The sequence below is a fragment of the Vibrio sp. Vb339 genome (genome assembly GCF_902751245.1).
GTDB classification, from domain to species: domain Bacteria; phylum Pseudomonadota; class Gammaproteobacteria; order Enterobacterales; family Vibrionaceae; genus Vibrio; species Vibrio coralliirubri.
On record NZ_CADDIS010000003.1, the window covers coordinates 367,338 to 379,835 of the forward strand.

Sequence of the window (12,498 nt, forward strand, 5' to 3'; positions counted from 1 at the left end):
TGTATTGGGCTCATGTACAATTTCACGAAATTTTTGACGAGAGAATTAGGCGACGTATGAATCACAATCGAGTGGTGTGTTTCGATTTGGAAATGTGCTGTTGGAGCGAAGACGGTGTGGGAACAACAGGGGAGATCATTGAAGTTGGTCTTGCTGAGATTGATCTAGCATCTGGCACTATCGTGAAGCGAGCACAATACTACGTTAAGCCAGAGAAAGACGAAGTCTCTCTATTCTGTGCCGAGTTAACGGGCATTACACCTCGTAAAATCGAAAAGCAGGGTCGCCCATTAGAGTCTGTTATCAAGTCGATGATTAAGAATTTCGGTGGTCCCAAAAAGATTTATGCAGCGTGGGGACGTGACGATCTTATCTTACACAAGGAGTGTATTGAAAAAGGCATCGAACCGCCGTTCAGCGAGTTCTTGAATATCGCAACGCTTTATCGAGTTCAGAATCGATTGAAAGACAAACGCATTGGTCATCGTGCTGCTCAAGAAGCCAAAAACATTGAGTGGGAAGGTCGTCAGCACTCGGGTTATGTCGATGCTTATAACTTGGCTAAGCTAACGCTGACGATGCTGTAGTCGTTTGCATTAAACGGGCGCTCGGTTAAAAACTGAAACCAGCCAGATTGTTGTGAGTTATCCAAATCAAAGCCACCTACTTATTAGGTGGTTTTTTTGTGCCTGTAATTTAAGGATAATTCCCTTCCAAAGAAAACTCATTTCAGCGAGTGGTTTATCAATAGTGAATGGCTACATCGCTTATTTAACGAGTGAATCTTGTTGGTTTGAAATTTAGCTTTTTAATTAATATTAAATCGCAGGTAGCAGCCTTGATTGGGCAGGGCTAAATGATAGCGTTAGCTCACCCAAAACAAGGAGAATAGGATGAAGAACATAATTAAGTATGGATTGGCACTGGGGGCACTAAGCGTAAGTGCGTTGGTTTCGGCACAACCCGTTGTATTGATTAACACTTTTTCAGTCGAGCCAGCCCATGAAGCCGCGACATTAACGTATTGGGAAGATGCGCGAGATGTATTGGTGAAGCAACCCGGATATATCTCTACCAAATTGCACCGCTCTTTAAGCTCGGACGCGACATACCGCTTTATCAATGTTGCTGAATGGGAGAGTAAGAAGCAATTCCATGATGCAATACAAGTGATGAGAAAAGAGCTACCACCTTTAAAAATCGAAGGGGTTTCTGCTGACCCTAACTTGTATGAAATTATTCGCGACTAATTAGGAAACCACATAATGAAAACAATTCGAGGAACCTTTTTAGCTATTTTTAGCTTTCTATTTTCAGCGATTCTATTTTCTAGCTATAGCCATGCTGCGGCATACGGCGTGTCAGTGGCTTGGAAAACCGATGACGCTCAAGCGGTATTTGAGGCAATGCCTCATCAGCAAAAAGCCTTTGCTAACTTAGTTGATGCAGGCTTGGTCCACGACATGTTCGTATCAGAAAGCTTTGTCGGAGATAAGAAGTTTCCGATCATCAAGTTTGTGATTGAAGCGGACAGTGAACAGCACGTTCGAGAGTTGATTGGTAACTTACCATTCCAATTTAAAGAGCTTGTCGAGGTGACTGAAATCAGAGACATCGGTAATAAATGGTTAAACACCGAAGTTGCTTTCAAAAACTACGCAGTCGAACTCGCTTGGACAGAGCCTGAGAATCAATTCATTGTCGATGAGATTATCAGTCAAGATTTACAAATGGTTGTCGATTGGAGCGCTCAAGGCGTGATTACTTCTGCTTACTTAAAGCATCAAGAAATAGCCCAAGAGAAGCCAAACCAAAAAGCAATGATCAGACCTATCTACTCAATGGCAATATTGGCTAAAAATGAACAACAAGCTCGCGAAGTTGCTAGTCAGTTGAATGCAGTAAAGCTAGGCTTTGCTGAGGTCATGGTCAGTGAACTGGGCTTTAAACTAGACCTATAAATAAATGAGTTCTATAGACGATAAGAACTAAAGAAAATGAAAGCTATCGAAAACGAGAATTATCGAAATCAATCGATATAGCTTTCTTTCTATAGACCTCATTAGTTGTTTTAATGGCTAGGCTTTGTACTAAGGTGAGTGAGTCTGCGTGACTCACTCACCTTATTGTTATTTTATCTTGTTACTTGCTGAGCTTATATTTGGCTTAATTATTGGCTAAACTTATCACTATTCTTTTCTATGTATGGTTTGGCATTAGCTCGACCAAACAAACACCTTTTTGATGACCTTTTTATTTATGAACACCTCGCCGAAATGAACGCCAGTAGCCCTGAAAAAATCATCTTAGACGCTTCGGGTCTCGAGATGGTTAACAACACACTCATTGATTCGAACTTGGACAAGCGGGTGACTTTGTCTCCCTCAGAAGCCTTGATTCTTGAGTTCTTAGTGAAGAACAGCCCCAAAGCTGTGGGTCGCGACTTCTTGCTTGAGCATTGTTGGCCGGGCAGGGTGGTGACGGGCAGTTCGCTTAATGTTGCAGTGAAGAACATTCGTACAGCATTAGGCTCACTTAAGTGTGATTGCAAAATCTTAACGGTGCAAAAGGAAGGGTACAGTTTTAGTAGACCTCAACAGATCGGTGGCTACCTATCTACACCCACCTCGGCTATTCAAGTTGAAGTACCTCAATATGAAGCGCCTAAAGGTGAAGCGCTTAACGTAACCTCAGCATCAAAGAGCTCGAGTACTGAACGTGGCGACGATGAAAATGAGCCAGCCTTAACGAAGCAACCAGACTCGTATAAACAGCGTCAGGTGCAGCATTTTGTCGCGCGTCATCGCTCTCGTATCGCCGGAATATTAGTCAGCGCGTTTCTTCTCATGCTGTTTTATCAGTTTGCTTTTTTTATGGATAAGACGAGCTATCACGGCATGGATGTTTATCACGACAGTTTGAATTTTGATCAAGAGCTTTTAACGGAGTTGAATACTGTGTCAGAACTCGGTGTTGAGTCGCTCTACCTGCATCGCATTGGCGTTGGGTGTCAGAACATTCAAGCTGTTGCTTTGATAAACGGGCGCTGGAAAGAGATGAGCCATCAGTTTAAGTCGCTCTCTTGTGATGACGACAATGACGATGAGCGAGGATAGCCGAGATGAATCGTAAGTTTTGGATGCCTATTTTGTTGACGCTTTTTGTGATTCTAAATGTAGGCTTAATTTCTGGGCTCGCAACCAAAAGTACTTATAAATTCACCGCAGAATATCCGATGATAGGCTGGGAGAAAATCTCACTTCGATTGGAAAATGGTCGAGTTAAAATGCAGTACATTGGTTACGACATGGATGGGAATGTCGCTCAAACCAAGCAAATGTTTGGTGTGTTCTTACGCTGGGGGAATCACTATTACCTTTATCAATTGGATCAAGAGCAGGCCCAAGATAAACAGACATTCAATATCAAGCACTTATATATTCAACAAACCCAAGGTAAGCGCAGTGTGTTGGTATCGAATCAGCGCGGCCTTTATGTAACGAAAAAAGGCGCGCCATTAGAACTTAAAGGCATCATGCATGGTGATAGATTACGTTAATACATAGGCTTAACGTGAATAGAAAGCCTGTGGTTAGCTTTTACCGAGGACGTTCAGCTTAGTTTTGATAAAGTCACTGTGGTCAACGTAGAGCAGTTCCGCTGTTTTACGGATCACAGAGTCTTCGATAGGGTCAATTTCCCCGTCGGCATGCGCCACTTCCCACATCGCTTTGATTAAGTCGATTCGCACTGGCTGAGATAGGTCTCTGAGTTGCGATGTAAAGTCATACAGCGATACTGATTGCTCTACTTTCGGCTCTGCTTGCGCGAGCAGCACCTTTGCTTGTTCTTCATCTAAATCCAGCAAACGCTGCAGAAGCTGTAGCTTAGCGACTCTTTCTGATTCATTGATCTGATGGTCGGCTCCCGCCACTTCACACAACAAACTCGCGATGGCGATATTAGGTGATGTGCCTTGGTTTTTGCTTAGGTCCTGACCTTCAATCAATTGTTTAAACATTGATGTGAGAGAATTGAACATAACGAGCTCCAGTTAAAATTTGTATCGGGTTCCGTAACGCTGATAGTTATCGACTATAACCATAACTATTGGGTCTACAGAGTGTGATCGCAAGCGTCTTTACTAAAAACTGACATTACGGATACGCGAGCGATAAGGAGCACTTCCTAGTCCGGTTTCGGAAAACGTGTAACCTTACCATCGCCGCTCAGGGTGGTGATCGATTGCGGTTTCCCATCGGTGTCTAGCCTCAATTCACCAATCGCACTGCGGTTTGAAAGGCGATAGAAGGTCTGATTGTCTGGGCTTCGTTTTTCGATCTTCAAGCGTTTACGCTTAGTGAAGTAGTTCAAAACTGAGCGAGGGCTGTATAACAGACGGTCCCATACATCGCAGAATTTAAGCAGCGGAGCAGGGAACTGATTTTTAATGCCACTGCACGTGATTTGATAGATGTTCGGGCTGTTGCGGCGATATCTAAGCTTGATGTCATAAGCGAAGGAGTAGTGAACGTCACCAGAAAGTACCACAAAGTTGGTTGGTGTTTTGGTATGGGTAAAGATACTGATCAGCGTATTCGCACTGCCCGGATGTGCCATCCAGTTTTCAGCATCTATCACCAATGGCTTGCCGATTGTGGTCGCCATCTTTTGCAGTGTTTCAATAAACTTCACGCCAAACATCGGTGCAGCAGAAACGATCACCACTTTATCTTGATTCATTAACTGATGTTGAAACTCAATCAAGGCTTCCCAGTCCATTAAACCTGAAGGCTTATTCATGCGTGACTCTGAACGCCAACGACGCGTACGAGTATCCAACACAATGACTTTGGGTGAAGTCTCTATTGTGTAATGCCATTCTTCAAAGCGACTCAGCATCTCAATGAAGGCTTGATGCTTGTCTGGCTCGATATTGCTAACAGAGTGAGTAGTCACTGCATCGCCGGCTTCATTATGAGTTTGTTTACTAATGCGCGGTTGTTTACTAATGCGCGGTTGTTTAGTAATGAGCGGTTGAGCGACAAAAAGCTGTTTTGCTTGCTCGATAAACGTTTCGTCGAAGCTCTCCGGTTTGTTACCCCAACCCTGACACATCCAGTAAGCCGCAAGGCCGTTACCAATGACTTGGGTCGCGAACTGATTTTGGTCGACGGCATGCTCCCAACCCACGGTAAGGTTCCAATCATCCGTCACATCGTGATCATCGAAGATCATGTACGTTGGAATATGCGCGAACAGACGTTGTACTTGCGGTAAGCCAGCAATGAAATCATCCATGATGATGCTTTCATCACGCCATTGTTGCTGCTCAGTCGGTGTTAATTGTCGCCCACCTTGAGTGAAGTTATTCTCAATTAAACGCTCTCGATTGACGCATTGCCACAGTGTTGGAGACCAAACCAATAGGTACATCGCGATAAACTCAGACAGCGTGACCAAGTGGTTTTCACAATCCGTAGAACTAAAAATCGGCACGCCACGATTCGGGAAGAACTTATCGAGCATCGATTCTGAAGCGGTGTGGTGCGGCAAATAGTGATGACGCTGATACAAGTGATGTTCGCTGTTATAGAGAGCGTCACTGCTGCTGATTTGTTTAATTTGCGAGTCGGTCGGTAAGCTTTCGCCTACGAGGCCAAGCAGTTGAATCACTTGTTGAATAGCATCAAGTGTTGGGCCTGCCACATGGTCGGCGTAGATCTGATCGCCACTCATCATTAGCATATCGGGTCTTTCAGCGACGGTTTGCTCGGCCATCTTGTTGTCGGCTGCGACTAGGCTGTCTTTGCTTGGATGATGCGGATTACGGCAAGAGCCATGCAGAATGTAATCAGCTGAGGTCGATATCTTAAACTCAACGCGAGATTTACCATTGTAAACAAGGTGAGGGGCGAGCTCTTTTAGTGAACCTGACTCTGTGTGAATGTCATATTCAAGCCGCGTATTAGTCGGAAACTCGCCTTGTAAGCGAATTAGCGTTACCCACGCATGTGTACCGATTTGAATCGAATCATGCTCTTCAAGCGATGAGGTATAAAACGGCTGATCTTGTGCTGCTTCAGAATGCTCTTTTTCGTTCGAAGAGCCTGTTTCTTGAATGTGAAGTTCAGCTCTGCCTTTAAGGGGCGAGCTGGTGGCTAACCAAAGTACCACTTCAGTCGCGGTGGTTTTTCTTAAAATGGGTCCGGCGAGTAACAGGGGAAGAGATGATGTCGTAGAGGGTTTCAATACGGTACCTAAAATCGTTGGTGGTTAGTCGTCGTGGTGTTCTTTTGTTTCGAGCTTATTCGTGTCTGGCTTTGTGGTTTCAAGCTGTGATGCTTCAAGTTCTACTGAGTCAGATTCTGTTGATTCAAGCTCTGTTGATTCAAGCATTTCGATAACTTCCGAGCTAGAAAGTTCATGACCCATTAGAAATATTGCCAATAGAGCATCGGCTTTGGTCTTGGTATCAGAAGGCTCGTCTAACAACAGTTCGAGCTTTTCACGAATCATAGCAATCTCGTGTTCAACAAAACCACGGCCTTCTTCATCCCCTTGATTGTCTTCAGGGGCATTATCGAATTCAAGAAATAGCATGTCACCGTCTAGTTTGGTATCCACCAAACGCTCGGGCAACCACGCCTCACCCATAACAATATCTGGATCGGAATATTTGGGTAAGTGATCTATAATGTTTTGTAATTCGGAGACTTTCACAATACTTTCATTTAACCGAGAATATTCTACATTGTAACGGTCAATGCCGAGCAAACCTAAAAATAGTTAGCCGTCATGGTTAATAAATGTCTATTCAGTAACACAATATTTATTACAAAGAGTAATTAGATAAGAATGAAGCTCAAATATTTACCGACTCTCCCTTCATCTGGGGTAGTTTTACTAGGTAGTGCTTTCCTAAGTAGCGTTTTCCTGAGTGCTAACGCGTGGGCCGCTGAAGAGCAAGAGTGGGGCATCGCTGCAATGTTCCGTACTGCGAGCATCCCTTATGACACGTCTGGTGGTGACCAATCGGTTAGCTCATTCGTACCGATGCTGTTTTTTAAGAACGATTATGTGTTCATTGACGGTACCGAGATGGGGGCATACCTCTATCAAACTGACGATGAGAAGTGGTCTTTCAATGCTATCTCTCGCATGCGCTTTATTGATATCCCGGCATCTGAGCAGAACGCGATTGAAGGCGATACGGCGGATTTCGGTGCTCAACTGACCTACCAACTTGATGATTCTTGGTCAGTTGAGACGGAATTAATGAGCGACAGTGAATACAACTTCCACGGTAACTTACGTGCTAAAGCTAAGTATGAAACCGGAGATTGGGAGTTTTACCCGAGCGCGACACTTCGTTATAAAAGTGCTGACTTCAACAGTGAGTATTACTCCGCGTCTAATGAAACCATTGGTGCTGGTGTTGACTTAAATGTCGGTGTTGAAACGCGTTACCATGTGGTTTCAAACTTGTACTTGTTGGGTTCTACCAGTGTGACTCGATTGGACGACAACGCCTACGACTCGTCGATTGTTGAAGATCGTTATCAAGGTGAGTTGTACCTTGGCTTTGGCTTCTTCAACGACAAAGAGAAAGCACCAAAACCGAAGCTGAGCAATGCGCCGTATTTACGTGTCGCCCACGGCTGGGCTACGCCATCCAATATTGGCGATATCATGAAGTTCAATCGAGAGAAAGACGAATACAACAACCAGTTGACTTCGTTCTTCTATGGACACCCGTTAACCGATGAGATCTTCGGCTTCCCATTGGACATCTACCTAACGCCAGGTATCGCGCACCACTGGAGTTCAGACGTACAATCAAGCAGCACCGAATACATTATCGCAATCAAAGCGTATTACACCTTTGATTGGCCAACTCAGTGGCGTGTAGGTGTGGCAGAAGGTATGTCTTACATCGATTCGATTACGTATATCGAAGGCTCTGAGATGGACCGTAAAGGTTACACCGCAAGCCATCTGTTGAACTACTTAGACTTCTCATTTGATGTGAACGTCGGCGACTTGATCGGTAAGAATGACTTGAACAACTTATGGTTTGGTTACTCATTGCATCACCGTTCTGCAATCTTTGAAAACGCATCCCAGTTCGGACGAATCAAAGGCGGCAGTAACTACAACACGGTTTACTTCCAATATGAGTTTTAAGCGCAGTTTTTAACGTTAGCTTTAAACCAGAGTTTACTAAGTACGACTTACATTTGACCTCGCTTTCATAGATCCTGCGAGTGTTCGTGAGATTAATCAGCCTGATAGCAAAAGGTTTTCCCTTTGCTGTCAGGCTTTTTTGTTTGAGACTTGTGATATAATCGCGCGAGTTTAATAAGTACAAGAATAGGACACGCTTTGACTTCGTCTCCGGAAAAAGCAGATAACAACAAGAATGCAGCACAGCCAAGTTCTTCACAGAGCAAAGCGAAACCAAACCAAGCTGCATCGAAGAAATCTGCTGAACAATCAAATACCAAAAAAGCTGAACAATCAGCGACAAACAACAAATCATCTCAGAATAGCCCAGCCTCTCTTCGTAAAGCGCTCAACGAATGTATGATGCGCGATCGCTTCCGTTTGAGTAAGCGAATTGCTGGTGCGAGCAAAATTAAGAACGAACAAGCTAAGCACGCTGTCTTTGATGAGATTGCGTTAGACATTGCTAAGTCGATGATGACGGCAACTCAGCGTGCGGCACAGAAACCAACGATTGAATATCCAGAAATTCTGCCTGTTAGCCAAAAGCGCGAAGACATCGCGAAAGCCATCGCTGAAAACCAAGTGGTTATCGTGGCGGGTGAAACGGGTTCGGGTAAAACCACTCAGTTACCAAAAATCTGTTCTGAGCTTGGCCGCGGCCGCTTTGGCTTAATTGGTCACACTCAGCCTCGTCGTCTTGCGGCGCGTTCGGTTGCGAACCGTATTGCTGAAGAGATGGAAACACAGCTCGGTGAGTTTGTTGGTTATAAGGTTCGATTTAACGACCAGATTTCTGACAACACCCAAATCAAATTGATGACCGACGGTATTCTACTGGCGGAAATTCAACACGACCGATTCTTAAATCAGTACGACACCATCATCATCGATGAAGCGCACGAACGTAGCCTGAACATCGATTTCATCATGGGTTACCTGAAAGAGTTGCTGCCAAAGCGTCCTGATCTGAAAGTGATCATCACGTCGGCAACCATCGATCCCGAGCGTTTCTCGAAGCACTTTAACAATGCACCAATCATTGAAGTGTCTGGCCGTACTTACCCAGTTGATACGCGTTACCGCCCATTAGGTGGTGATGAAAGTGATTCAGACCGCGACCAAATCGAAGGCATCTTTGAAGCCGTTGATGAGCTGTGTGATGAAGGGCTTGGCGATATCTTGATCTTCATGAACGGTGAGCGAGAAATTCGTGATACCGCAGATGCATTAAGTAAACGCAACCTTCGTGATACCGAAATTGTTCCGCTTTACGCGCGTCTATCGGCGGGTGAACAGAACCGTATTTTCCAGTCTCATACTGGCCGACGCATCGTTCTGGCAACCAACGTGGCAGAGACCTCGTTAACCGTTCCGGGCATCAAATATGTAATCGACCCGGGTACGGCGCGTATCAGCCGCTACAGCTATCGTACTAAAGTACAACGCCTACCGATTGAGCCAGTATCTCAAGCGAGTGCTAACCAGCGTAAAGGTCGTTGTGGTCGTGTTGCGGAAGGTATCTGTATTCGTCTGTACTCAGAGGAAGATTTCGAATCACGCCCAGAGTTTACCGACCCAGAGATCCTTCGTACTAACCTAGCATCGGTTATCCTTCAGATGACAGCGCTAGGCTTAGGCGACATTCAAGCGTTCCCATTTGTTGAAGCGCCAGATAAGCGCAACATTCAAGATGGTGTAAGACTGCTTGAAGAGCTCGGTGCGATCGCGACTGTTGAACCATCAGCGAACAAAAACAAGAACCACGGCGACGACAAGAAGAAGCTAACTGCGATTGGTCGTAAGCTGGCGAAGCTACCTATCGATCCACGCTTAGCGCGTATGGTGATAGAAGCGCCACGTAATCGATGCCTACACGAAGTGATGGTGATTGCGTCTGCGTTGTCGATTCAAGATCCGCGTGAGCGTCCATCAGATAAGCAACAATCGTCTGATGACAAGCACAAGCGCTTCTTCGATAAAGAGTCTGACTTCATCACGTTTGTGAACTTGTGGGATTACATCAAGCAGCAGCAAAAAGCGCTGTCGAGTAACCAGTTCCGCAAACAGTGTAAGCAAGATTACCTCAACTATTTACGTATCCGTGAATGGCAAGATGTGTACTTCCAAATTCACCAAGCGATGCGTGAACTGGATACCAAGTTGAATACAGAACCGGGTAGTTACGATGGCATTCACATGTCACTGCTATCAGGCCTGCTTTCGCACATCGGTATGAAAGACCAAGAGAAGAATGAGTATCAAGGTGCACGTAATGCGCGCTTCCACATATTCCCTGCGTCTGGCTTATTTAAGAAACAGCCTAAGTGGATCATGTCTGCTGAACTGGTAGAAACCTCAAAACTTTGGGGTCGCGTTATCGCCAAGATTCAACCGGAATGGATTGAACCGCTAGCGAAACACCTGATTAAACGCAGCTACAGCGAACCACATTGGTCTAAGAAACAAGCAGCGGTAATGGCACACGAAAAAGTGATGCTGTACGGAATCCCAATCGTACCTAAGCGCCTTGTGAACTACGGCGCGATTGATGCCACCGTCAGCCGTGAGTTGTTTGTACGCAGTGCATTAGTAGAAGGTGAGTGGGAAACCAAACACGCTTTCTTCAAGCAGAACCGCAAGCTTCTACAAGAAGTCGAAGAGCTAGAGCATAAATCGCGTCGTCGTGACATCTTGATCGACGATGATGAACTGTTCGATTTCTATGACCAGCGTGTTGGTGAAGAGGCGGTATCTGGCCGTCACTTTGATACATGGTGGAAGAAGACCAGTCAGAAAACCCCTGAGCTGCTGAACTTCGAAAAGTCGATGCTGTTCCGAGGCGATGCTAGCCACGTTACCGATCTGGATTACCCGAACTTCTGGCACCAAAATGGTATCAAACTGAAGCTGAGCTACCAATTTGAGCCGGGCGACGACAACGATGGTGTAACGGTACACATCCCGCTGCCTATCTTGAACCAGATCGACCAGAACGGTTTTGATTGGCAGATCCCGGGTCTACGTCAAGAGCTAGTGATTAGCCTGATTAAGTCGTTACCTAAAACGCTACGCCGTAACTTTGTGCCTGCGCCAAACTACGCTGATGCTTTCTTGGCACGTGTGACACCACTTGAAGCACCGTTATTGGATTCTCTTGAGAAAGAGCTACGTCGCATGACGGGTGTAGAAGTGGTCCGTGATGACTGGAAGTTAGACCAGATTCCAGAACACTTAAAGGTAACATTCCGCGCTGTCGATCATCGCAAGCGTAAGCTGAAAGAACAGAAAGACCTGCATGAGCTGAAAGAAAGCCTGAAAGACAAGGTTCAAGAAACGCTTTCTAAAGTGGCAGACGATGACATCGAGCAGCAGAACCTGCATACGTGGAGCTTTGGTGAATTACCAAAAGTCTACCAACAGAAACGTGGCGGCTACGATGTTAAAGCCTTCCCTGCGCTGGTGGATACCAAAGACAGCGTAGAGATTAAACTGTTCGAAACCGAGCAAGAGCAGATCTCAGCAATGAAATCGGGTCAGCGTCGTTTAATCCTGTTGAACGTGCCATCGCCGATCAAATACTTGCACTCTAACTTGCCGAACAAATCGAAACTTGGCTTGTACTTCAACCCATACGGACAGGTACTTGATTTAATCGATGACTGTATCGCTTGTGGTATTGATAAGCTGATTGAAGAGAAGGGCGGTTTGGTTTGGGAACCAGAGCAGTTTGAAGCACTGAAAGAGCACGTACGTGCAGAGTTGGGTGATACGGTAGTTGAGATTGCTCAACAAGTTGAAACCATCTTAACCACGGCATTCAGCATCAGTAAGAAGCTAAAAGGCCGTGTCGATCTTTCTATGGCATTCGCACTTTCTGACATAAAAGCTCAAGTAGAAGGTTTGATTTTTAAGGGTTTTGCCACAGAATGTGGGTGGAAACGCCTGCCGGATATTCTACGCTATATGAGAGCGATTGAACGCCGCATGGAAAAACTGCCAATTGACCCGAATAAAGATCGTCTTCATATGATCAAAGTTGAGTCAGTAATGAATGATTACAAAGAACTGCTGAATAAAATTCCAAAAGGGATCGCGGTTCCAGAAAATGTAAAAGAGGTGCGTTGGATGATAGAAGAGCTTCGTGTAAGCTTCTTCGCACAGCAGCTCGGTACGCCTTACCCAGTATCAGATAAGCGTGTTAAAAACGCGATTGATGCTTGCTAAAGGAATAAAGCTAGACGCAATAGCAAGGTTTGGGTATAAATCTTG

At 45.2% G+C, this 12,498-nt stretch carries 10 protein-coding genes; 7 read left to right on the top strand and 3 right to left on the bottom strand.

Going from position 1 to position 12,498, the window contains the following annotated elements; translation table 11 throughout:
• Positions 1-56: 56 nt before the first annotated feature.
• From HRQ85_RS17540 to HRQ85_RS17560, 5 genes are all read left to right on the top strand, one after another.
• Complete coding sequence (locus HRQ85_RS17540; RefSeq protein WP_017068784.1) at positions 57-587, top strand: 3'-5' exonuclease; 531 nt, start codon at positions 57-59, stop codon at positions 585-587.
• Between the two features lie 306 nt (positions 588-893).
• Complete coding sequence (locus HRQ85_RS17545; protein ID WP_048609176.1) at positions 894-1,250, top strand: antibiotic biosynthesis monooxygenase family protein; 357 nt, start codon at positions 894-896, stop codon at positions 1,248-1,250.
• A gap of 15 nt (positions 1,251-1,265) precedes the next feature.
• Positions 1,266-1,961, top strand: a complete 696-nt coding sequence (locus HRQ85_RS17550; RefSeq protein ID WP_019822538.1) for a hypothetical protein — start codon at positions 1,266-1,268, stop codon at positions 1,959-1,961.
• Positions 1,962-2,411: 450 nt separating this feature from the next.
• A complete protein-coding gene (locus HRQ85_RS17555) occupies positions 2,412-3,116 on the top strand; it encodes a winged helix-turn-helix domain-containing protein (protein ID WP_444823274.1) in 705 nt (234 codons plus the stop codon).
• A 5-nt stretch (positions 3,117-3,121) separates the two neighbouring features.
• Positions 3,122-3,559, top strand: a complete 438-nt coding sequence (locus HRQ85_RS17560) for a hypothetical protein (protein WP_019822532.1) — start codon at positions 3,122-3,124, stop codon at positions 3,557-3,559.
• A 33-nt stretch (positions 3,560-3,592) separates the two neighbouring features.
• Here HRQ85_RS17560 and HRQ85_RS17565 read toward each other — a convergent pair whose 3' ends face one another.
• From HRQ85_RS17565 to HRQ85_RS17575, 3 genes are all read right to left on the bottom strand, one after another.
• On the bottom strand, positions 3,593-4,042 hold the full coding sequence (locus tag HRQ85_RS17565) for a tellurite resistance TerB family protein (RefSeq protein WP_048609171.1): 450 nt from the start codon (positions 4,040-4,042) through the stop codon (positions 3,593-3,595).
• Between the two features lie 146 nt (positions 4,043-4,188).
• A complete protein-coding gene (locus tag HRQ85_RS17570) occupies positions 4,189-6,252 on the bottom strand; it encodes an alkaline phosphatase family protein (RefSeq protein WP_172380245.1) in 2,064 nt (687 codons plus the stop codon).
• 24 nt (positions 6,253-6,276) lie between these two features.
• On the bottom strand, positions 6,277-6,777 hold the full coding sequence (locus HRQ85_RS17575; protein ID WP_172380246.1) for a hypothetical protein: 501 nt from the start codon (positions 6,775-6,777) through the stop codon (positions 6,277-6,279).
• Positions 6,778-6,858: 81 nt separating this feature from the next.
• Here HRQ85_RS17575 and HRQ85_RS17580 point away from each other — a divergent pair, with 81 nt between their 5' ends.
• Positions 6,859-8,187 carry a MipA/OmpV family protein gene (locus tag HRQ85_RS17580; protein ID WP_122082493.1) on the top strand — a complete coding sequence of 443 codons (1,329 nt, stop codon included), beginning with the start codon at positions 6,859-6,861 and terminating at the stop codon, positions 8,185-8,187.
• A 198-nt stretch (positions 8,188-8,385) separates the two neighbouring features.
• Positions 8,386-12,453, top strand: coding sequence for an ATP-dependent RNA helicase HrpA (gene hrpA, locus HRQ85_RS17585; protein ID WP_050621986.1), 4,068 nt, complete (start codon positions 8,386-8,388; stop codon positions 12,451-12,453).
• Positions 12,454-12,498 lie beyond the last annotated feature (45 nt).

Bases quoted from the DNA above. Each gene is read 5' to 3' on its own strand.
- HRQ85_RS17540 (WP_017068784.1), top strand. From the start codon at position 57: ATGAATCACAATCGAGTGGTGTGTTTCGATTTGGAAATGTGCTGTTGG.
- HRQ85_RS17545 (WP_048609176.1), top strand. From the start codon at position 894: ATGAAGAACATAATTAAGTATGGATTGGCACTGGGGGCACTAAGCGTA.
- HRQ85_RS17550 (WP_019822538.1), top strand. From the start codon at position 1,266: ATGAAAACAATTCGAGGAACCTTTTTAGCTATTTTTAGCTTTCTATTT.
- HRQ85_RS17560 (WP_019822532.1), top strand. From the start codon at position 3,122: ATGAATCGTAAGTTTTGGATGCCTATTTTGTTGACGCTTTTTGTGATT.
- HRQ85_RS17565 (WP_048609171.1), bottom strand. From the start codon at position 4,042: ATGTTCAATTCTCTCACATCAATGTTTAAACAATTGATTGAAGGTCAG.
- HRQ85_RS17580 (WP_122082493.1), top strand. From the start codon at position 6,859: ATGAAGCTCAAATATTTACCGACTCTCCCTTCATCTGGGGTAGTTTTA.